Here is a 22,899-nt window from a genome sequence, read left to right as displayed (position 1 = left end):
TGTCAAGGTTTTAAAGCAAGTATTGCTTAACTTGCTTTAAACCAAATCCAAAGAAACTTTTCCATTTTTTATTTCTAACACTTTAACTTTAACCTCATGACCCACTTCTAATTTTTCTTTAATCTTGGAATTATGCAACAATCCATCAATACCATCTTTTAATTCTATAAATACACCAAAATCAACTACTTTTTGAACTTTACCAATAAATTCTTCTCCTAACTCAAATTTTGGCATTTCTTTTTTATCGCGTTTTTTATTAGAACTCTTTGAGTGAAGCAAATTTAATATATATTCTTTACTTTGATGGATTAACTCACTATTAATCCCAGAAATTTTAACCTCACCTTTTTCTCTATCTAAATCTATGTTTACCTCAAATTTTTCTATAATTTCTTTTATGGTTTTACCACCTTGACCTATAATATCAGGTATTTTATTTGGATCAACATTAAAAATTTCAATTTTAGGCAATATAGCTTCATTAATAATAATATTTTTGCTTGCTTGTTCCATTAAATTTAAAATATATTCCCTTGCTTCTTTTGCTTGATATAATGCTTCTTTTAAAACTTGCTGTTCAATACCACCAAGTTTTATATCCATTTGTAAAGCAGTGATACCATCATAACTACCTGCAACTTTAAAATCCATATCCCCATCATGATCTTCAAGCCCCATAATATCTGTCAAAATAGCATATTTCTCATCTTCAAAAACAAGTCCCATAGCCACACCTGCGATTAATTTTTCACTCTTTATACCAGCAGCTTTTAAAGCCAAAGATCCTCCACACACCGTAGCCATAGAACTAGAACCATTGCTTTCTAAAATTTCAGAAACCAAACGAATAATATAAGCACAATCACTATCAACACTAGGATGTAAAGCTCGTTTTGCTAAATTTCCATGACCTAACTCTCTTCTTCCCGGTGCTTTAATAGGACTAGCCTCTCCCACAGAAAATCCTGGAAAGTTATAATTAACCATAAATTTTTCACACACTGGATTTTTTTCTGTTAATAAATCTGACATTTGCGCATCATTATCTCCGCCCAAAGTTGCAACAACTAAAGCTTGTGTTTGACCTCTAGTAAATAAACAAGAACCATGTGCATTCGGTAAAATATTTGTTTCTATGTCTATTTTTCTAACATCTTTCAAACCTCTACCATCTGCTCTTTTTGCCTCATTAATTATCTGTGCTCTAACTAATTCTCTTTTACATATATGCAATGCTTTTTCAATATCTTCTAATTTCCATTCTTTTTCAATTGCTATAGGTTCTATCTCAATTTCTTTAGCAATTTTAGAAAGCTCGCTAGCTCTTTCACTTTTAGCCATTTGATTAATAGCAATTTTTAATTTAGTTAAATAAGAATTTTTTACATGATTGATAATTTCTTCATTATCAAGTTCTATTTTAAATTCAAGATTTGAAGTTTTTCTATAAGCTGCAAAAACCTTTTCATATTCATTAGAACCTCTTAAAATAGCATTGCCTGCAAATTCTAAAGCTTTAAGCGTGTCATCTTCACTTAATTCGTTCATAAAATGAATATGGTTTTGTTTATTAGACAATGCTCTCATTTCTATCATCAAAAGTTCATCTTTAACTCCAGCCACATAAAGATCTAGCGAACTATTCTTTAACTCACTATTGCTTGGATTTAAAACAAATTCATTATTAATGCGTCCTATTCTCACTCCACAAACTGGAGCTTTAATAGGAATATCACTTAAATACAATGCAATGCTAGCTGCATTTAAACTCATTACTTGCAAATCAACCTCAGGATCAGCCGAAAGAACCATCACTACAATTTGAGTTGGATATGCATAGCCTTTTGGAAATAATGGTCTTAAACTTCTATCAATAATCCTAGCACTTAAAGTTTCATTATCGCCTGGCTTTGTCTCTCTTTTAACATAACCTCCAGGTATTTTACCTGCTGCATAAGCTTTTTCTATATACTGCACAGTAAGTGGTAGAAAATCCTCTTCTACCATTTTTTCTTCTCTAGCTACAGTAGCTAACACTACTGCATTTTTTTCTTGCATCAATACTGCACCAGCTGCTTGTTTTGCTACCTTGTCAGTATCAAAAATTTCTAAATGGTTATTGATATTTATTTCATGTCGCATAATTTATCCTTAAATATTTTTATTATAGACAAAAACAAATAAGCTTTTTAAATTTTAAATATAAAACTTAAAAAGCCTGTTTTTATTTTGCCTATAAATTTATATCTAAACAACTTTTTGCTCAGATATAAATTTATTTTTGCAAAGGAAGATAATATTTACTTTCTTCTAAAATATCCAAAATTTCATGTGTTTGTAAAATAGTCTTGTTTTTAAAATAAAATTCTATATTTACAAAATGATCTATTTTTTGTGCACAATATACATTATCAACAAAACTTGCGATATAATCATTAACATCACTTGGCATTAATGCTGTTGCATAAACAATGCTATTAACCTCCTCTTTTAATAAACTTTTTATACAACATGAAGCAGTAATTCCACTTTCACAACCTTCATGTAATATTAAAATATTTTTGCCTTTTAAATCTTTTAAAAGATTGCCTTTTCTATAACGATATAAATTTTTCAAAATTTTTTCTTCATAAGTTCTATTAGCCTCTCCATATATATAATCTAAACTTATATCAAAAGCATTAACCAAAGCTTCATTATACACTATATCTTTAGTTTCGCTAATCATAGCAATTTGACATTCGTTATTATTAGGGGCTTTAATTTGCTCTGTAAATAAAAAATTATAAGGAATTTCTAATTTATAAGCAAGCATATCAACAAAAATAATTGATTTTAAAGAGGGGGTGATAATAATATAATCTTTTAGTTTATCACTTGGTAATTGTTCGTATAACCTTTCTACAGCTTCTTTTTCATCTTCAAAATATATCATATTGATTTCTCGCTTTCTTCTAAAGAAAAATCATATGCAACTCCACCTATAGGATAAAAATTAAACATAAAATAAAGCCCGCTTTGATCTTTAGCACTTATACCACCACTTGTAAGTTTTGGAGAGATATCTTTACGATACATCAAAGAATAATTCCAGCATTTTCTCTGATAAGTATAACCTAATTCCCATTTTTCGGGGTTTTTATTCAAATCAAACCATAATCCACCAAAAATTTTATAATTTACATTGATATCATATTGAGCCTTAGTTCCTAAAAAATTATATTTTTCATTTTCATAAATTCTATATGCATGGTTTAAACTAATTTTCCAATCATAGTAATCAAACAAAGCTTCACTAAAAACCCTATCAAATTTTTCCTCTACTCCTAAATATCTACTTTCATTTCTAAAACTAATATTATCACTATAAAAATATTCTATTATATTGTCAAAACCACCAAAATCTTTTTCATCTGTATAGTATTTTGCTACTAAACTATGAAAGAGCTTTTTTTTACCTAATGCATTATAAAAGTATTGAGAAATTGCAAAATTAAATTGTTCAGGATCGTTTTTTATACCTATAAAATCTTCAGTTATTGATCCTGACTTAGCACCTGGAAGATAATAATTTAAACCCATATACAAAGTATGATAAAAATTTTTATAAGATTTTGAAAGGTCACTATATAATGAAAAATTATGTGAATTTCTAAATAAGTGCTCTTGGTTTTTTAAATCTGTATTGGAATAGTCCACAAAATTAGCATATATTCTTTCTGTAAAAGTAAAATTTAAAAAATCATCTAAAAAACTTGCATGGTAAATTAAAGGAATATCAAAATTTAATGTTTTGGCATAAATACCAACTTGCCTATAATATCTGTGAAACGATGAATCAATGCTATATTGTATATAATTATCAAAAAAACCATTTAAGTATCTATGATATTGCAAAGATGGATATTCTTGCATGGTGTCTTTGTTGCTAATTTTAGATGTATCAATATAATATTTTGCATAAACTCCATAATAATTATCCTCATCGGATAAAAAATAATTAATCTTAGAAGTAACAAGTGAAGCTTGTGTATTTATTTTAGAACTTAAATTCATATAATCTACATCATTTAAGTAAGTAGCATCAATCCACAATCCCTCTTGGTAGTCATCTTTTAACAAGCTTTTAAAAAGATCTTCATTAGCATACTTAATCTCAAGTCCATAGTGTTCTTTATTTTTTAAATTTTCTTCTCTTTTATAACTTGATTTTTCACCAAAAATTCCACCACTAATCTCACCTTGTGAATGCAAAGAATCTATAAATCTTAAAGTTGTGTATATTCCATAACCTCTTTTTGTTCTAATTTGAGGTTCAACTTGTAAATCTGCATTATCATCAATAACATAATAAACTGGCTGATTATAATACAAACCTTCACTTTGTTTTAGAACAAGTTCAGGCACCAATAAACCACTTTTTCTTCTAGTATCCACGCTAAAACCAAAATAAGGCAAATACATTATCGGGGTATTTTTAACATACAATTTTGCATTATAAAGATGTAAAAAGTTACTCTCTCTGTTTAATTTTCCTTCATCAAATCTAATTTCCCAATCAGGCTTTTCAACATTACAACTTGAAACAACAGAATTTTCTGTTATAAAAAATTTATTATCAAATTTAGCTTTATGACATTGAAGCCAAACTTCTAAGTCGTTATTAGAAAAAAAGAGATTTTTAAAGGCGGTTGAATTATCTTTAAGATTGATTTTTGTATAAGTTGAATGAGTGCGTTCTTTTTGACCTCTTAGTATATTAACATCACCAAAAAGCTCCAAATCTTTAGTAGTCTCATTATATTTTGCTTCACTAGCTGTTATCAAATAAAAATCAGAAACAACTACTACATTATTTTTTGCTTCAATTATATCTTGTTTTTTTACAACATCTAACGCATAAATATCAACTTTTGAAGCATATATACTGCTAACACAAACTAAAGATAATAATATTTTACGCAAGATCTATTACCACCGTTTTTGCAGCATAATCATGCCAAGTTTTTAAAACCACATTGCTCAATGCCCAAGCAAAACCTAAACCATAAAACATATCACTAATTTGCCTAAATCCTGCTCTAATAGCACTTTGTGTTAAATTAGGTTTATCTAAAACATTTTGATCGATAATTGTAATTTTCAAAAACATTTTTCCTAAAGTTGCACCATAAAGATAAGTAAATAAAGTATGATAGCAAAATTGTAAAATCAAAATTCCACCTGCAAAACGGATTAATACACTATGCATTTCTTCGTATGTTTGCACCATAGAAAATTTATCAAACAAAATAATACTAACAATGCCTAGTATCACAAAACTATCAATCAAATATGCTAAAAATCTTTTTTTAAAACTAGCTATTTTAATTTCTTCTTTTTCTAATTTATCAAATAAATCTTGATTGCTCATTTAATAACCTGAAAAGCTATATCTTTTCTATATTGTTTGCCTTTAAAATTTACCTTTTCACAAAGTTTATATGCATTTTTTTGTGCCTCATTAATACTTTTTCCTGTTCCAACGCAAACTAGTACTCTTCCGCCACTTGCATATAATCTCCCATCTTCTAATGTCACTCCAGCATAAGAAATGTGAGAATTTTCAGGAATTTCATCTATGCTAATTAAAGCTCTTGGGGTATCTTTGTAAGGATAATTTTTGCTAGCACAAACAACACCTACTGCATATTCATCTTTAATTTTAATTTGAGTATTAGCAAGATTTTTATTAACACAAGCTAAAAACAAATCTAAAGGATTTTCTATAAGTGGCATCAAAACTTCACATTCTGGATCTCCAAAACGCACATTATATTCTAAAACATAAGGTTTGTTATTAACCACCATTAATCCTATAAACAAAACACCAACAAATTCACTACCTTCTGCTTTCATACCTCTTAATGTTGGTATAACTATATCTTTTTTAACTTGTTTGAGTAAATTTTCACTTGCTAAAGAACTTGGTGCATAAGCACCCATTCCTCCAGTATTTGGTCCTTTATCATTATCTAATAATCTTTTATGATCTTGGGCAGCAGGAAGTAAAATAAAATCATCACCATCACAAACAGCAAACACACTTAATTCAAATCCATCAAGATATTCTTCAATAACAACTATTTTTCCAGCCTCTCCAAAACTTTCTCCACTTAACATACTTTTTGTCACTTCTAAAGCCTCATCATGGCTTTGCGCTATAATAACACCTTTACCAGCACATAACCCATCTGCTTTTATTACAATAGGAGGAGTTAAAGTAAGAATAAATTTTTTTGCTTTTTCAAAATCAGTAGTATTTAAAAATTTAGCCGTTTTAATTTTGTATTTTTTCAAAAAACTTTTCATAAAAGATTTTGATGCCTCAAGCATTGCAGCAGCCTTTGTTGGCCCAAAAATAGCAATGTTGCTTTCTTTAAAAAGATCTACTATACCTTCAGCTAAAAAATTTTCACTTCCAACTATACAAAGGTCTATCTCAGAAGCTTTAGCATAGGCAGTAATCACTTTTGGATCTTTCATATTCAAATTTGTTCCCATTTGTGCAGTAGCACCATTACCAGGTGCAAAATAAAACTCTATATCATTATGTGTTTTTTTTAAAGCTAAGGCAATAGAATATTCTCTAGCTCCGCTTCCTAAGATTAAAATTTTCATTATTTTCCTTAAAAATATTAAAAACCCAAATGGTCGGAAGTATAAGTGTCTGACCCTCAAAAGTCAAATTTTGCCATTAGGTAATTTTTAAAGGCTGCAGCTTCTCGCTTTTTTAAAAACTCAAACGAAGTCACAGAACACGGTAAATCACACAATCATAGCTTACAAATAATGTGTTGGATCCTCTTTAATACCATTCGAACCATTTAGGCTTAGTAATTATAACTAATAAAACTTAAATTAGTGTTCATAAAGACTACTAAAGTATTTTGAATTTTGTTTTAGAATCTTTCTTTAAAAAATACTTACCTTCCAAAATTACATCAGCCACAGGTGCCCAAATAGTTTTTTCATCCACATAAACAACATCAAAATCAGTATTTTTCATTAATCCTTGATAATTTACCTTTTTAGGGGCATGCTTAACAACATAATAAGGATTTGTTGAAAAAATTTGTATTTTCATATTTACATATAAATCAAAATTAGAAGTTACAACTAAAAAATTCTTTTCACATTCTTTTTTTACTTTATTAATATAAGAAAGCAACAATTGATCATTAGGATTTAATGCATGTTTATTTAATCTATTAAGATAAAGTTCCGCAAAAGACAAAGTACAAAAAGAAATTTCGGTTGCATTTTTAAAATAAGAATTTTTTATACTAGTTGATTTTAAAGATTTTTTCCAAATTTCTAAATCTAACTTTGTAGCACAAATATTTAAGCCTTGCTTAATTTTTTCAAATAATTTTTCTCTAGCTAGATTAAAACTATTTGTAAAAATAGTCAAATTTTTATCATAAAATGATTTTTTAATTAATTCTAATTTTTCAATACTCTTACTGAAATAATCTAATTCATTTTTTAATTCAACTAATTTATGCTTTTTTTCTGTGATTAATTCTTCTAGTTCTTGGCGTTTTTTTCCGCTTTCTGATTCTACTCTAGCTTGCTTAGCTTTTACATCACTAGCTAAGGTACTCATTTGTCTTTCAAGCGCTAGTTTTCTATTTTTGCGATTATCTAAGGAAGCTAATAAAGCTTGATAATGACACTGATGTGATAAAAATACCTCATCATATATACGCTCCATATTAATATGCTTTTGTTTATCTTTCATATCTTTATATGCCATTTCAAGATGAACTATAATATTTTTCATAGCAGAAAAATCAGCTTGGTTGATGGTATTATCCGAAAAAAGTAAAGTGTCTAATGCTTTATACAAAAAACGCTTTAAAGCAAAAAAATCTATAATATAAGGAACTTCTTCGGTATTGATATCTTTTACCGCATTAATTGACAAAGTTTCGTTATAAAAATACCTTTGAATAGCTTGTGGAATTGTTACATTAAGAGTAATTTTTTCCAATTCATCATAATTAGTTTCTCTATATAATTCCTGAACATAAGCATCTCTTCTAGTTAATCTTAAATCCTCTAACTCATCATCACTATCTGTTTTCCAAAAATCCCTTTCTTTTATGAAATCATTTTCTCCAAATTCTTGGAATTTTGAAGGACGCAAGTCTGTAATATGTTTTCCATCAGATCTAAATTCAACAAACATACCCACAGTTGGCATGCTTCTTTTATCATGCCATGCATGTTTATTAAATTCAAAAAAAGTTTTTGCAAGATTGATAACCGTACCTCTACCAGTACCATCTACATAAACCATTATTTTACCATGCATATAAAAAGCCTTATGTTATAGAAATTAAAATATTATTGTAACTTTGTTTTTATAAATTTACAATAATATTTTAAAATTAATAAAAATTTTTAAATATTTTACTAGGGTATTATAATTTATGTTTTTATTTCATTATTTTAAAAATCCAAAACAAACAGGTGCATTTTGTGCAAGCTCAAAAAAACTTAGCAAGCTTATAACCTCTCATGTTCATAATGCCAAAAACATCGTTGAAATAGGACCTGGAACAGGAAGTTTTACCCAATATATACTCAAGCAAAAAAGCCATAAGGCTAATTTTTTTGCTGTTGAAATCAACCCTCACATGGCAAAAAAACTCAAGAAAAATATAAAAAATATTGATGTAGAAGTTAATTCTGCTGAATTTTTATCTAATATGCTTGAAAAAAGATCGATAAAACAACTTGATTTAATAATCTCAGGAATTCCTTGGGCTATGTTAAATTCTAAAGAACAAGATGTTTTGTTAAATTCTATTCATGAAGTTTTAGAAGAAAAAGGCTGTTTTGCAACCTTTGCATATGTTTTGCCTACTCCAAAAGGAAGGGCTTTTAAGAAAAAACTTTTTGCTACTTTTAGCAAGGTGGAAATTTCACCCATTATTTGGCAAAATCTCCCCCCTGCTTTTGTTTATTTTTGCACTAAATAATCACTCCCACTCAATTGTTGCTGGTGGTTTGCTAGAAATATCATACACCACGCGGTTAATGCCTTCAACCTCGTTAATTATACGGCGTGAAATATTTTCCAATAACTCATAAGGTAAATGAGAAAAAGTTGCAGTCATACCATCGCTTGCATTTACCACACGCACGCAAACTGCATTATCATAGGTTCTATTATCACCCATTACGCCAACACTTTGCACATTTAAAAGCACACAAAATGCTTGCCATGTTTTATCATACCAACCGCTGCTTTTTAACTCTTCAATCAAAATCACATCTGCTTTTCTTAAAAGCTCCAAACTAGGTTCATTAACCTCACCCATAATGCGTATAGCAAGCCCTGGCCCTGGAAAAGGATGACGATAAACCACATCTTTGCTTAATCCTAACTCAATCCCCAAAGCCCTTACCTCATCTTTAAAAATTTCTTTTAACGGTTCGATGAGTTTTAAATTCATTTTCTCAGGCAAGCCTCCGACATTATGGTGAGATTTTATAGTCTTACTAGCCCCTACAACCGAACTTTCAATGATATCTGTATATAAAGTTCCTTGAGCAAGATATTTTACATCTTGATGTTTTTTTGCTTCTTTTTCAAACACTTCTATAAAGGTATTTCCTATAATCTTTCTTTTTTGCTCAGGATCTTTAACGCCTGCTAAGCGGCTTAAGAAAATTTCTCTAGCATCAATACTAATTAAATCTATGCCCAAAGTATGTTTAAACATATATTCAACCTGCTCTTTTTCACCACTTCTTAAAAGCCCATTATCCACAAAAACCACTACAACTTGATCTTTAATCGCACTTGCTAATAACGCGGCTACCACGCTACTATCAACCCCACCACTTACAGCACACAATACTTTATCATTGCCTACTTCTTCTTTGATTTTTTGTGCTTGGGTTTTTGCAAATGAGCCCATATTCCATACGCTATCGCAATTGCAAGCATATTTAGCAAAATTTTTCAAGATGCTTTTGCCAAATTCGCTATGCTGCACTTCAGGGTGAAATTGCAAAGCAAAAAATTTACGCTTTTCATCTCCAAATACACAAAATGGACTATTTTCACTGGTTGCTAAAACTTCAAAACCTTGTGGTAAATTTTCTACCTTATCAGAATGACTCATCCAAACTACTTGTTTTTTAGGCAAATTCTTAAACAAATCGCTATCATTTTTTATATCAATACTAGCCTTTCCGTATTCTTTATGGCCTGCTGGAGCTACATTAGCACCAAAATGATGTGCCATTAACTGCATACCATAACAAATTCCTAAAACAGGAATGTTTAAATCAAACACTGCTTTTTCACAAAAATAAGCATCATTTGCATAAACACTGGCTGGACCACCGCTTAAAATCAAACCCTTTGGCTGTTTTTCTTTGATTTCTTCTATACTTGCATTAAAGGGTAAAATTTCTGCATAAACACCTTGCTCTCTTAATCTTCTAGCGATTAATTGAGTATATTGTGAACCAAAATCCAAAACTAAAATATCTGCTTTTTTCATCTATCTCCTTTATAGTTTTAATATTTGAAATTGTATATACCAAATTAAAATAGATACTATATAACCTATCAAAATCGTCCAAGCGTATTTTAAGTGTGTATTGAATGTATAAATTCCTTTCATTTTTCCCATTACCCCCACACCAGCTGCTGAACCAAAACTTATTAAAGATCCACCAATTCCAGCTGTTAAAGTTACTAAAAGCCATTGAGTATCATCCATGCTTGGATTTGCTTTTAATACTGCACTCATAACAGGTACATTATCTACAATAGCCGATAAAAATCCTACTCCGATATTTACACTAGTTGGTCCAAAAATTGTGTATAAATTTGATGCATATATTAACCACCCAACAAAATGCAAAGCACCAACAGCAGATAAAATACCAAAGAAAAATAACAATGTATCCATCTCAATACGCGTCATATAATAAAACACATTTAAGTCTTTTCTACCATTTTTTCTATTGAAAAAATAAATATACAAACTAAGTAAAGAAAGCCCAAAAATCATTCCCCACATAGCAGGTAAATCACAAATACTATGGATAAACACAGCTAAAGCAATTGTTAAAAAACCTAACACTATAAAAACTTTACCTCCTGGTTTAATCTCCACTTTTTCTAAAGAATCTTGCTGGAATTTTGGTTGAATATTTGGCACATAATGTGATAATAAGTAAGCAGTAAGAAACCATCCTAAAAATGAAGCTGGAAAGAGTGCAAAAAATTCAAAAAATGTAGCTTTTTTTGCCGTCCACACCATTAAAGTAGTAATATCACCAAAAGGTGACCAAGCACCACCTGCATTTGCTGCAACGACTATATTTATAGCTCCAGGGATTAAAAAATCTTTGTTTGTTTTATCTATGGTTAAAAGCACTGTAGATAAAATTAAAGCAGTAGTAAGGTTATCTGCAATTGGGGAAATAAAAAAAGCCAAACAACCTGTTAGCCAAAATAATCTTCTATAAGTATAACCTTTAGTAACTAATTTATATTTTAGTGTTTCAAATACTGATCTTTCTATTAAAGCTTCTATAAATGTCATTGCTGCAATTAAAAAAAACACAATCTGTGCAATTTCTAATATAAGATGATTTACATTTTCTTCTAAAATTTGAGTATCTATATCGTTAATTACCATATAAATACCAATAACAATAAAAGAAAAAGTTCCTATAAATAACGCGGGCTTGGTTTTGTTTATATGATACTTTTCCTCACTCGCAATAAAATAATACCCTAGAATAAATATCACTAAAATTCCAATACCCAAAGCACTAAATGCCAAATTTAATTCATGTGTTTGACTAGCCAATGATAAGCTAATACCAAAACAAAGCAAAAAAAGAATCTTAATCATATTTCATTCTCCAAAGACTGAAATTTCTTTACATCAATAACACTTCCATTTGCATCTTTTATTTCATAATAAGGACTATCTTTATAACCACATGCATTTAAAAAAATTAATAAAAAAAATGATACAATAAACAAATGAAAACGAGTAGTCATATTATAAACAAACTTGCTAATTTTAAACATTACAAACCTTTAAAAACATCTTTAGAATATAAAGATTTTCTAAATTTATTTAGCTACAACCATAAGAAAATGATTAGTAGACTTTTTATAAAAAACAATACCTTGATAATTCTAGTAAAACATCATGTTGCATATCTAGAATTAAATCACGATAATACCAAAAAAACAATTAAAAATCTAATAAAAAACTACACACTTGCAAAACCTTCAAGTAATTTTACTCAAGTTGAAAACATAAAAATACTCACAGAGAAAAATATTACAAAAAATTTTGAAACAAAAATAACAAAAAAGCAGTCTTTTCTTGAGCTCTCTAATGGAAAATTTACTAATAATATTCAAAACATTTTTTTATATGAAAAATTTGAAAATATAAGAGAAGCAATAAATAATGCTAGAAAATGAACTTAAAAATCTACCAAATTTACCAGGAATTTATCAGTATTTTGATGAGCATGGAAAATTATTATACATAGGAAAAGCTAAAAACTTAAAAAATCGCATTCGAAGTTATTTCAGCTTTACACCAAAACTTTGCCCAAATTCCAAAAATAGTCTTAGAATTCAAAAAATGATTAGCCAAACTCATCATGTAGAATTTATTACAACTAAAAATGAAGCTGATGCCCTAATTTTAGAAAATTCTTTTATAAAACAACTGCATCCTAAATATAATATTTTATTAAGAGATGATAAAACTTATCCTTATATATACATTGACTTAAACGAAGAATACCCAAGGTTTGAAATAACAAGAAAAATCATTAAAAAAAATAAAATAAAATATTTTGGGCCTTTTTTTAAAGGTGCAAAAGAGCTTTTAAATGCCTTATATTTAACATTCAAGCTAAAACAAAAAAAATCTTGCAAGAAATCATGTTTATTTTACCAAATACAAAGATGCACAGCACCTTGTGAAGGAAAAATATCCCAAGTAGAATATAGTAAAATTGTTCATAAAGCCATACAAGCACTTTTAAATCCATCTTATTTAATAAAAAATTTAGAACAAAAAATGCTTGATTATGCTAAAAATGAAAATTTTGAAGAAGCTGCAACAATAAGAGATCAAATTCAAACAATTCAAGACATCAGTGTTAAAATACGAATTGACCTAGCAAAACTTGAAAATTTTGATGTTTTTGCTATATGTATAGAGCAAAATATACTCTCCATGGTGCGTTTTGTTATAAATAGTGGAAAGGTTATTAGTTCTAATCATAAAGTCTTAGTATTAAAAGAAGAAAGTGAGTGTGGTTTTAATGAAATTTATAAACAATATATTTTAGAAAACTATACACAAGAAAGTCCTGTAAATTCTACACATATTTATATACATAAAGAATTTGAAGATATGAAAATACTAGAAGATTTATTAAGTCAAAGATTCAATAAAAAATTTACTATTAAAGTTCCTAAGATAGGTGAAAAAAAAGAAATTTGCCAATTAGCTATACAAAATGCACAAATTAACATTCAAAAATACCTAAAAAACGAAAATTACTTATTTTTAAGCGAATTTCAAAAATACTTTAATTTACAAAATTTCCCAAATCATATAGAAATTTTTGATAATTCTCATTTACAAGGAGAAGCAAATGTAGGGGCTTTAGTTTCTTATAAAAATGATAAATTTGATAAAAACTCTTATAGACATTATCATTTAACACATAAAAATGATTATGAGCAAATGCAACAAACCCTTACTAAAAGAGCTTTATCATTTGATAAAAATCCGCCTCCTGATTTATGGATTATTGATGGTGGCTATGCTTTATTAAAACTAGCAAATGATATCATTAAAAGTTCTGGTGCTAATATAGATATAATAGCCATATCCAAAGAAAAAATAGACGCCAAAGCACATAGAGCAAAAGGAAGTGCCAAGGATAAAATACACACTATTAATGGGGTAATTACCTTATCTCCTAGTGATAAAAAATTACAATTTATACAAAAACTACGCGATGAGGCACATCGCTTTGCAATAAGCTTCCATCAAAAAACAAAAAGAAACCAAAATTTGAAAAATTCAAGACTCATTAAACTTGGAATTTCTCAAGGTAATATCAAAAAACTTTTAGATTACTATGGCAGTTTTGATAATATAACTAATGCAGATTTTGATGAATTAAAAATAATTTGTAATGCAAAAATTGCAAAATTAATCAAAGAAAATTTGTAGATTTTACTAATCAAGTTTAGTTCTGTGATTGATTGCTTTGTGCAAAGAAATAAAATCAACATTTTCCAAACTAACCCCGCTTGGAATACCTTGTGCAATCTGTGAAAAATGAATTTTTAAATCTTTAAGTTTTTCTTCTATAAAAAAAATCAAAGCATCAGTGTTTAGCCCTTGAGTAAAAGCAAAAAAAACTTCATTGATATTTTTATTTATTATCATATTTTTTAATCTTTCAATGCATTCCTCATCAGAATTTTCCAAAACAAAATAATACCCTTCAAAACTTCCACTATCTTCCAATATAAGTATATCTTTTGGGCTTTGAACTATGCAAATAATTTTATTTCTGTGCTCATTTATACATATTGGACACAATTCATCTTCGCACAAAGCACCGCATTGTGTGCATTTTTTTATCGTTTTAACAGATTCTTCTATGTTATATGCTAATTTCAAACCAAGTAAAGGATCTTTTATACTAACATGATAAGCTAATCTCATAGCTGTTTTTTTACCAATAGTAGGCAAACTTGCAAAAACACTAACTAATTCATTAAATTTTTCAATATTTTTCAATTATCTAGCCTTGAAAAAATAATTTTAAAGGTGTGATAACCATCTTCATAGCTATAAGTAAGATTATATCCGTGTAGGTTGCATATGTTATTAATTATATAAAGTCCAAGTCCCATACCTTCAACTTGATTGTTATTTTCTCTTACAAATGGTTTTAAATAATAATCAAAAGTCTTCTTAAATTGCACACCTTTGTTACGAACTATAATGTAATCACCTGAACATATTATTTCACAACTTTTATCATCAGAATACTTAATAGCATTGTCAATTAAATTTTTAAGCATCAAAGAGAATAATTCCAAGTCAGCTACAATCATAGTATCTTCTTTATAAATAATCTTCACTTTTTGATAAAAATCATCTCGCATTAAGTAATCTTCAGCTTGTTCTAAAATCAAACTCAAATGATAAGTCTGCAAAGATAAATGACAATTTCTTGATAAAACTTTTTCTATTTTGCCAAATTCATCAATCAATAACTCAAGTCTTTCAAAAATAGCAATTAATCTTTCTTTTTGTTTTTGATCATCAAGCATTTCGCTAACTATTCTTCCCTTGCCTATAGGAGTTTTTAATTCATGCATAATCATTCTTAAAAAAAATTGTCTTGACTTTACAAGTTCTTGAATTTTATTAATAGCATGATCAAATTCAAAAGAAATTTCTGAAATTTCATCATTTATTCTAGAATACTCAGAAAGAGGTTCTATTCTTCCTGCACTTATATTTTTTATTTTTTTCTTTAAAATTTTTAAAGGCATTAAAGATCTTAACACAGAAAAATATAAAAAGATAATCAATACCAAACTACAAAGAAAACTCAATAAAAATAAATATTCCAATCTAGCAGAAGCATTTAACTCATATAGTTGTTTAAGCTTTCCCTTTTCAATATAGAAAAAAATTTGATTATGGTATATAATAGAAGAAAAACTTCCATATTGAGAATTAATCCTTAAAACTTTCTCACCTTTTGTTACCACATGTTTTGCAATTCTATCATTTTCAACCATTTTAAAGGACTTAGAAAGAAGATAATCATGAATTGAAAAATTCTCTCCTCTTTCTAAATTATAAATAATTTTTTCAGCAATTTCCTTCTGCCTACTTTGCTCATTTGTCAAATAAGAATCAATTTGTATTTTTCCTAATAACAAAAACAATCCGCAAACAAACAAAAAAGCAGTTGCAAATAAAATTGTTATTTTTAGATTAATAGTTACTTTCATCCTATGAGTTTATATCCTATACCTCTAACCGAAAAAATATGTTTTGGTGCTTTAGAGCTATCACCTATTTTTGTTCTAAGTCTTCCTATAATAACATCTAAACTTTTTGAATCTTTATCTTTTAAACTCTTACAATGATATACAAGTTGCTCTCTACTTACAGAAAAACAATGTTGTCTTATCATATAACTTAAAATTTCATATTCTGCTGGAGTTAATACCAAAACTTCATCATTATAGCTTATCTCATGTCTTTTTTCATCAATTTTAAAAGCTGAGTTAATTATCTTCTCTGGTGTTTCATTAACGCGTTTTGAACGACGAATTAAACTCATAATTCTTGCATGCATCTCTTTAGGATCGTAAGGTTTTGGTAAATAATCATCTGCACCGATTTGAAGTCCGACGATTTTATCACTTAAATCGCTTCTTGCAGAAGAAATAATAATAGGTATACTATATTTCTCTCTAATTTCACGGCATACTTCTAAACCATCAAGGCCAGGCAAAGTTAAATCAAGTATTAAACAATCATAATTTTTTATACCAGCACTCATTCCTAAATAAGGATCTTCATAATTGGTTACTTTGATATTAAATTGAGCTAGATACTCTGCTAAAAATTCTGCAAAATCTGGATCATCTTCGATCATCAAAACATTAATCATTCCAACTCCTTCATTATCTAAATTTTTTATTTACGAACTTAATATTATAACACATAATTTATTTATTCATTTATTTTTTTGCTAAAATTACATTTTTAAAATATCACAGAAAGGGATAAAGTGGAGCTTAGCTACTATGAAATTTTAGAAATTTCAAAAACATCAGATAAAGAAACTATCAAAAAAGCATATAGAAAGATGGCTCTTAAATACCATCCTGATAGAAATCAAGGCAATAAAGAAGCAGAGGATAGATTTAAATTAGTTAACGAAGCCTATGAAGTTCTTAGTAATGATGAAAAAAGAAGTATATATGATAGATATGGCAAAGAAGGTTTAAAAGGACAAGCTAGCGGATTTGGTGGCTTTAATGACTTTGACTTAGGAGATATTTTTTCAAGTTTTTTTGAAGAAGGTTTTGGCTTTGGTAAAACATCTAGACAAAAAAAAGAAAGTAAATATCCACGCGATTTAAAAATATCTATCAAAATTACTTTTAAAGAAGCTGTGTTTGGGTGTAAGAAAAAAGTTGACTTTACTTATAAAACATTTTGCAAAACATGTAATGGAAGTGGTAGTGAAAATGGAAAAGAAAGTACTTGCGAGCATTGTGGTGGTAAAGGACAAGTAGGAATTAGACAAGGTTTTATGACCTTTGTTCAAACTTGTGAGTATTGCAGTGGAAGTGGCAATGTGATAAAAGACAAGTGTAAAATTTGCCAAGGTAAGGGATATGAGGAAATTAAAGATAGTATAGAACTTGATATACCAGAGGGTATAGATAATGGTATGAGTCTTAGAGCACAAAATAAAGCCAATGAGCTTCCTAATGATTCAAAACGAGGTGATTTATACATAAAAATTATAGTTGAAGAAGATGAAAAATTTATAAGGCATGAAGATGATATATATACTATAGTGCCTGTATTTTTTACCCAAGCTGCTCTTGGTAAAACTATAAAAGTTTCTACAATAAGAGGCGAGGCAGATCTTAAACTTCCAGTTGGAGCAAAAGATAAAGAAAAATTTGAACTTGTAAACCAAGGTGTTAAAAATTTACATAGTGGAAAACTTGGATCTCATATCGTTCAAATAGATATTAAATTTCCAAAAACACTAAATGATGAACAAAAAAATCTACTACAGCAACTAGAAAAAAGCTTTGGTTTGGCTGAAGAGGAATCTTTTATAGAACAAGAAAGTCTATTTGATAAAATCAAATCTTGGTTTAGTCATTAATACATATATAAAGCCTCATACATGGCTTTATATATTTTTTCCTGATCGTGTTGATTAAAAAATATTTCAAAAGCATAAACTCCTTGCCATAGCAACATATCTGTGCCATCTTTCACTTGTAGATTATTTTCTTTGGCTAATTTTAAAAAAGGCGTCTCTTTTCCATAAATAACATCAAATGCAAAAGAAGATTTTTTAAAAATGTTTTCTAAAATAAACTTTGAACAAGGTAAATTTTCATCATTTAACCCAGCACTTGTAGTATTAATAACTAAGTCAAATTGTCTATGTAAAGGTATATTTTCATATAAACAGCATTCATAATTAAAAAAATCTTTAAACCGGTAGCTAGATCGATTTGCGACTAAAAGTTCAATATTTTTATTTTCTAATGCATACACTAAAGCTTTTGCTGTTCCTCCTGCTCCTAAAATTAAAGCTGACTTTGCATTAATAAATTTCTCTATTGCTTTTAAAAAACCTAAATAATCCGTATTATAAGCATAAACTAATCCATTTTTTACTACTAAAGTATTAGCAGAACCTATTTTGATTACACTTTCATCTTTAAAATCAGCAATCTCACACGCGATTTCTTTAAATGGAATAGTTATATTTGCACCATCAAAACTCAACAATATCTTTTTTAAATTTTTACCATCTTGTAGTAAATATCTTGTATAAACTGCGTTTTCGTTAAATAAAGCTATAGCATTATTGTGCATTCTTGGAGACTTAGAATGCACAATAGGATTTCCAATAACAGAAAAAATTCTCATTTTATTCTAAAAGTAAAAGCACCTTTTGCTATCTTAGAACGAATTTTTTCTAATTCTGCTTTCAATTCGCTTTCCTTATAAGGACCAACTAATACCTTTGTAATTTCTTTACCATTAACATTTGTTTTATATATTTTATAATCATAACCATTGGTTTTGAGTATGCTTAATTCTTTAGACTTAGGATCTAAATTATTTAATGAAAATACTTGTATGTAAGCACCAGATGGAAGCTTATTATCTGAATTTATAGTTTTTATATCATCAAACAATTCGCTAGTATTTTGCTGTTTTGGTTTTTCTATTTCACTGGTTTTTGGTTTTTCTATAGGCTTTTCTGTAGGTTTTTGAACAACTTTATTTTCTTCTTTTGTTGTCTCTTTAACCTTTTCTTCTTTTTTTGGTTCTATAGTAGAAATTTGATCAAGCACGCTATTAGAAGAAACAGCTGGTATTTCTTTTTTATCCTCTACTATGGCAGTGTTATTTGTATCAGTTAAAGTGCTTTCTTCTTTTAATTTTCTTGCCAAAGCCTCAAATTCATCTTCTTCTTTCGAGCTATCTGTAATAGGCAAAGAATCAAAATTATTATCATAAGATGTTTGTTTATCTGGCTCTGATGGAATTTGCAATGCTTTGTCCTCACCTGGATCATTTATAATTTTCATCACTATCATCACAACCAAAAATACAATAATTAAAATAATCGAACGCAAAAGAATTTTTTTCATTTTTTCACTTTTGTTTCCTTTTTGCAAAATAATATCATCAAATTCATTTTTATTTTTTTCTTCCATTTTTTATCCTTTCAAAATTACATATGTTTTGACCACGAAGCACCACGCTCTTTTTGGTAAACTTCATAAGGTAAAGTTAAGATGTTGAATTCTCTTGGAATATCCATACTAGGAAAAACCTTCCATTCTACTGGCATTTTCTGAGAAAATAACAAAGAAAGCTTTGAACCCAAAGAACAAGCCTCATTAAAAGTAGTATGTCCTTTATGTATATATAAATGCAAATGATTATTGGTTCTAGTTTTATAAGCTGTAAAATTTATAAAACCTTCTTCTCTAAGAACCAATTGTGCTCTATGCCAAAAACGCTCAGCGTTAAAGCCGTTGTAATCAAAAACAATATTTTCTACTTTATCAAAACTATTGATTAAAGAGTGTGCAACAATAATTTTTTTATCCATATGCTCTTGAATTACGCTTGCAGTTAATGGAGCATTTATTTTTTCAAATTTATCAAAAAAAACGCGACCTTTATACTCATACTTGTTAACAATTGTATTTCTTTTTACATAATAATGGCTTGTTACCATTTTAATCAAAGCCATATCCATAGTAGTTATCAAAATAAAGCCCTTTCATAAATAATAAAATTACTTGCTAAATCTTTTAATTTAATTTTAATTTCATCTTGTAATTTTGTATTTTGTATATCATCTAAAATATCAGCTATATAGTTTGCAACAATAGCAATTTCCTCTTCTTTAAAACCTCTAGCAGTTAAAGCAGCAGTTCCAAGCCTTAAACCACTAGTTACAAAAGGACTTCTTGTTTCGCCTGGAACTGTATTTTTATTAGCTGTAATTCCTGATCTTTCTAGAGCTAAATCCGCATCCTTGCCACTAAATTCTTTATTTAAAAAGCTTAGCAAAATCAAATGATTATCAGTTCCACCGCTTACTAAGTCATATTTTCTATCTGTTAAAACTTTAGCTAAAGTCGCAGTATTTTTAATAATTTGCTTAGCATAAATTTTCCATTCGCTACTTAAATTGTATTTAAAACCTACTGCTTTTGCGGCTATAACATGCATTAAAGGACCACCTTGAATTCCTGGAAAAATTGCAGAATTTATTTTCTTAGCAATCTCCTCATCATTACACATAATAATACCACCTCTTGGACCTCTTAAGGTTTTATGTGTTGTGGAGCTAACTACATGAGCATGAGGAAATGGACTAGGATGCTCCCCAGCTACAACCAAACCTGCAATATGTGCAATATCAGCAAACAAATACGCTCCAACCTCATCTGCAATTTCTCTAAATTTAGCAAAATCAATTATTCTAGGATAAGCACTTGCACCACAAACTATAAGTTTAGGTTTAACTTCTTTTGCAATTTCTCTTACTTTATCATAATTTATTCTTCCATCAAGTTCTACTCCATAAAAGAAACTCTCATAAATTTTTCCAGAAGAACTCACTTTAGATCCATGTGTTAAATGGCCTCCGTGGCTTAAATCCATCCCTAAAATTCTATCGCCTGGATTTAATAAAGCCATATAAACACCTTGATTTGCTTGAGAACCTGAATTAGGTTGAACATTGGCAAAATTGCAATTAAAAAGTTTTTTACATCTTTCTATAGCAATATTTTCAATTTCATCTACAAATTCACATCCACCATAATATCTTTTACTAGGGTATCCTTCTGCATATTTATTTGTTAAAATACTACCCATTACTTCCATAACCTCTGGTATAGTAAAGTTTTCACTTGCTATCATTTCAAGACCATCGCATTGTCTTGCCAGTTCTTTTTGAGTTAAATCAAAAATTTCTCTATCAAAATTTTCCAACATCTATTCTCCTTTTGTTTCATTTTTTAGCGGTCTCATTGCCGGAAAAAGCACTACATCACGAATTGATTTTTTATTAATTAAAAGCATTACCAATCTATCTATACCTATACCTTGGCCTGCTGTTGGTGCCATAGCATATCCTAAAGCATTCACAAAATCTTCATCCATTTCACAAGCTTCCTCATCACCTGCATTTTTTGCTTCAATTTGTTTTAAAAATCTATCATATTGATCTAGCGGATCATTTAACTCATTAAACCCATTGGCAATTTCTCTACCTGCAATAAACAATTCAAATCTTTCAGCAATATTTGCATCCTTATCGCTTCTTCTAGACAATGGGCTTATAGAAATTGGAAAATCAATCACGAAAGTAGGATTAATAAGCTTATCCTCTACATAATTATCAAAAAGTTCAGCTTGTAAATGGCCTAATTCTAATTTTTCATTGGCTTCAAATCCATCTTTTTTTAGCTTTTTTAAAATTAATTCTTTATTATTAATAACTTCATCGTCTAAACCACCATATTTTTTTAAAGCATCTTTATAAGTAATTCTTTCAAATGGCTTAGAAAAATCAATTATTTTTTCATCAAACTCAAGCTTTTTATCTAAATTTAGTTTATCTAAGAGCATAGCAAAAAGCTCTTCTGTTAAATCCATAAGATCATGATAATTATGATAAGCCCAATAAAACTCAATAGTTGTAAATTCAGGATTATGTGTCAAATCCATTCCTTCATTTCTAAAACATCTATTAATTTCATAAACTGCTTCAAATCCACCAACTATTAAGCGTTTTAAGTATAATTCAGGTGCAATTCTTAAAAATCTTTCTACGCCTAAAGCATTATGGAATGTAACAAAAGGTTTTGCATTGGCTCCTCCTGCAATAGGATGCATCATTGGAGTTTCAACTTCCAAAAACCCCTTGTTATCAAAAAAAGATCTGATATAAGAAACAATCTTAGAACGCAAAATAAAATCTTTTCTAACTTCACTATTCATAATCATATCAAGATATCTTTTTCTATATCTTTGTTCAATATCTGTTAATCCATGATATTTTTCAGGCAAAGGAACTATGGCTTTTGTAGCTATTTGAATTTGTTCTACATGCAAACTAAATTCTCCCGTTTTAGTCATAAACGGATATCCCTTGACCAAAACAATATCTCCTACTTCAAGATATTTTTTTAAAATAGTAAAATATTCTTCTCCTAAAATATTTTGATTAAAATAAATTTGAATATTATCTTGCTCATCTTCTATATTTGCAAATACAGATTTTCCAGCTATTCTAAGAAGTTTTAATCTTCCTGCTAATACTCCATTAGCATTTTCATCTCTTTGTTTTTCCATATCTTTAATATATATGAACTTATTTTTATATTCACTTATACTCATTTCTTTTCTTAAAAAATGAGGATATGGGTTAATCCCTATTTTTTTTAATTCTTGAACTTTTTGAATTTTTTGTTGTTCTAAAATATTATCAAACATA

At 28.6% G+C, this 22,899-nt stretch carries 21 protein-coding genes; 4 read left to right on the top strand and 17 right to left on the bottom strand.

Features of this window, described 5'->3' with window-relative positions; all coding sequences use genetic code 11:
• Positions 1 to 36: 36 nt before the first annotated feature.
• From CPEL_RS03070 to CPEL_RS03045, 6 genes are all read right to left on the bottom strand, one after another.
• The gene (locus CPEL_RS03070; protein ID WP_044598574.1) at positions 37 to 2,145 is read right to left on the bottom strand and encodes a polyribonucleotide nucleotidyltransferase; all 2,109 of its coding nucleotides are present in this window, start codon (positions 2,143 to 2,145) and stop codon (positions 37 to 39) included.
• Between the two features lie 133 nt (positions 2,146 to 2,278).
• Positions 2,279 to 2,938, bottom strand: a complete 660-nt coding sequence (locus CPEL_RS03065; protein WP_044598573.1) for a phosphoribosyltransferase — start codon at positions 2,936 to 2,938, stop codon at positions 2,279 to 2,281.
• Complete coding sequence (locus CPEL_RS03060; protein WP_044598572.1) at positions 2,935 to 4,971, bottom strand: LPS-assembly protein LptD; 2,037 nt, start codon at positions 4,969 to 4,971, stop codon at positions 2,935 to 2,937. The genes CPEL_RS03065 and CPEL_RS03060 overlap by 4 nt, the downstream gene beginning before the upstream one ends.
• Positions 4,961 to 5,416: an RDD family protein gene (locus CPEL_RS03055; RefSeq protein ID WP_044598571.1), complete on the bottom strand. Its 456-nt coding sequence runs from the start codon at positions 5,414 to 5,416 to the stop codon at positions 4,961 to 4,963. Before CPEL_RS03055 ends, CPEL_RS03060 begins: the two co-directional genes overlap by 11 nt.
• Positions 5,413 to 6,663 carry a phosphoribosylamine--glycine ligase gene (purD, locus tag CPEL_RS03050; protein ID WP_044598570.1) on the bottom strand — a complete coding sequence of 417 codons (1,251 nt, stop codon included), beginning with the start codon at positions 6,661 to 6,663 and terminating at the stop codon, positions 5,413 to 5,415. The genes CPEL_RS03055 and purD overlap by 4 nt, the downstream gene beginning before the upstream one ends.
• A gap of 259 nt (positions 6,664 to 6,922) precedes the next feature.
• Complete coding sequence (locus CPEL_RS03045) at positions 6,923 to 8,362, bottom strand: hypothetical protein (protein WP_044598569.1); 1,440 nt, start codon at positions 8,360 to 8,362, stop codon at positions 6,923 to 6,925.
• Positions 8,363 to 8,480: 118 nt separating this feature from the next.
• On the opposite strand from CPEL_RS03045, the gene CPEL_RS03040 reads away from it, so the two are divergent.
• Complete coding sequence (locus tag CPEL_RS03040) at positions 8,481 to 9,032, top strand: class I SAM-dependent methyltransferase (RefSeq protein WP_044598568.1); 552 nt, start codon at positions 8,481 to 8,483, stop codon at positions 9,030 to 9,032.
• On the opposite strand, the gene guaA is transcribed toward CPEL_RS03040, so the two are convergent.
• Genes guaA through CPEL_RS03025 form a run of 3 tightly spaced genes read right to left on the bottom strand, consistent with a single transcriptional unit; the run spans position 9,033 to position 12,118 of the window.
• Entirely contained in the window at positions 9,033 to 10,568 is a 1,536-nt protein-coding gene (gene guaA, locus CPEL_RS03035; RefSeq protein ID WP_044598567.1) for a glutamine-hydrolyzing GMP synthase, read from the bottom strand.
• A 9-nt stretch (positions 10,569 to 10,577) separates the two neighbouring features.
• Positions 10,578 to 11,936, bottom strand: coding sequence for a sodium:proton antiporter NhaD (nhaD, locus tag CPEL_RS03030; RefSeq protein ID WP_044598566.1), 1,359 nt, complete (start codon positions 11,934 to 11,936; stop codon positions 10,578 to 10,580).
• Complete coding sequence (locus tag CPEL_RS03025; protein ID WP_044598565.1) at positions 11,933 to 12,118, bottom strand: hypothetical protein; 186 nt, start codon at positions 12,116 to 12,118, stop codon at positions 11,933 to 11,935. Before CPEL_RS03025 ends, nhaD begins: the two co-directional genes overlap by 4 nt.
• A 69-nt stretch (positions 12,119 to 12,187) precedes the next feature.
• On the opposite strand from CPEL_RS03025, the gene CPEL_RS03020 reads away from it, so the two are divergent.
• Positions 12,188 to 12,523: a hypothetical protein gene (locus tag CPEL_RS03020; protein ID WP_049984574.1), complete on the top strand. Its 336-nt coding sequence runs from the start codon at positions 12,188 to 12,190 to the stop codon at positions 12,521 to 12,523.
• A complete protein-coding gene (gene uvrC, locus CPEL_RS03015; RefSeq protein ID WP_044598563.1) occupies positions 12,510 to 14,303 on the top strand; it encodes an excinuclease ABC subunit UvrC in 1,794 nt (597 codons plus the stop codon). The genes CPEL_RS03020 and uvrC overlap by 14 nt, the downstream gene beginning before the upstream one ends.
• Positions 14,304 to 14,309: 6 nt before the next feature.
• On the opposite strand, the gene recR is transcribed toward uvrC, so the two are convergent.
• Genes recR through CPEL_RS03000 form a run of 3 tightly spaced genes read right to left on the bottom strand, consistent with a single transcriptional unit; the run spans position 14,310 to position 16,779 of the window.
• Positions 14,310 to 14,879, bottom strand: a complete 570-nt coding sequence (recR, locus tag CPEL_RS03010; protein WP_044598562.1) for a recombination mediator RecR — start codon at positions 14,877 to 14,879, stop codon at positions 14,310 to 14,312.
• Entirely contained in the window at positions 14,876 to 16,111 is a 1,236-nt protein-coding gene (locus CPEL_RS03005; protein ID WP_044598561.1) for an ArsS family sensor histidine kinase, read from the bottom strand. The genes recR and CPEL_RS03005 overlap by 4 nt, the downstream gene beginning before the upstream one ends.
• Positions 16,108 to 16,779 (bottom strand): response regulator transcription factor, encoded by a 672-nt coding sequence (locus CPEL_RS03000; protein ID WP_044598560.1) that lies wholly within the window; start codon positions 16,777 to 16,779, stop codon positions 16,108 to 16,110. The genes CPEL_RS03005 and CPEL_RS03000 overlap by 4 nt, the downstream gene beginning before the upstream one ends.
• Positions 16,780 to 16,899: 120 nt before the next feature.
• Here CPEL_RS03000 and dnaJ point away from each other — a divergent pair, with 120 nt between their 5' ends.
• Positions 16,900 to 18,018 (top strand): molecular chaperone DnaJ, encoded by a 1,119-nt coding sequence (dnaJ, locus tag CPEL_RS02995; RefSeq protein ID WP_044598559.1) that lies wholly within the window; start codon positions 16,900 to 16,902, stop codon positions 18,016 to 18,018.
• Here dnaJ and CPEL_RS02990 read toward each other — a convergent pair.
• Genes CPEL_RS02990 through lysS form a run of 5 tightly spaced genes read right to left on the bottom strand, consistent with a single transcriptional unit; the run spans position 18,015 to position 22,898 of the window.
• Complete coding sequence (locus CPEL_RS02990) at positions 18,015 to 18,797, bottom strand: shikimate dehydrogenase (protein WP_044598558.1); 783 nt, start codon at positions 18,795 to 18,797, stop codon at positions 18,015 to 18,017. The two genes, dnaJ and CPEL_RS02990, sit on opposite strands and share 4 nt — an antisense overlap.
• A complete protein-coding gene (locus CPEL_RS02985; RefSeq protein WP_044598557.1) occupies positions 18,794 to 19,594 on the bottom strand; it encodes an SPOR domain-containing protein in 801 nt (266 codons plus the stop codon). Before CPEL_RS02985 ends, CPEL_RS02990 begins: the two co-directional genes overlap by 4 nt.
• Positions 19,595 to 19,611: 17 nt before the next feature.
• Positions 19,612 to 20,157: a DUF1882 domain-containing protein gene (locus CPEL_RS02980; RefSeq protein ID WP_044598556.1), complete on the bottom strand. Its 546-nt coding sequence runs from the start codon at positions 20,155 to 20,157 to the stop codon at positions 19,612 to 19,614.
• The gene (locus tag CPEL_RS02975) at positions 20,154 to 21,395 is read right to left on the bottom strand and encodes a serine hydroxymethyltransferase (RefSeq protein ID WP_044598555.1); all 1,242 of its coding nucleotides are present in this window, start codon (positions 21,393 to 21,395) and stop codon (positions 20,154 to 20,156) included. Before CPEL_RS02975 ends, CPEL_RS02980 begins: the two co-directional genes overlap by 4 nt.
• Positions 21,396 to 22,898, bottom strand: a complete 1,503-nt coding sequence (gene lysS, locus CPEL_RS02970) for a lysine--tRNA ligase (RefSeq protein WP_044598554.1) — start codon at positions 22,896 to 22,898, stop codon at positions 21,396 to 21,398. It abuts the gene before it with no gap.
• Position 22,899 lies beyond the last annotated feature (1 nt).

It is taken from the genome of Campylobacter peloridis LMG 23910, from assembly GCF_000816785.1.
Classification (GTDB): Bacteria; Campylobacterota; Campylobacteria; order Campylobacterales; family Campylobacteraceae; genus Campylobacter_D; species Campylobacter_D peloridis.
The sequence above is the reverse complement of the archived record's forward strand: the minus strand, read 5'-3'. Positions and strand labels throughout refer to the sequence as shown.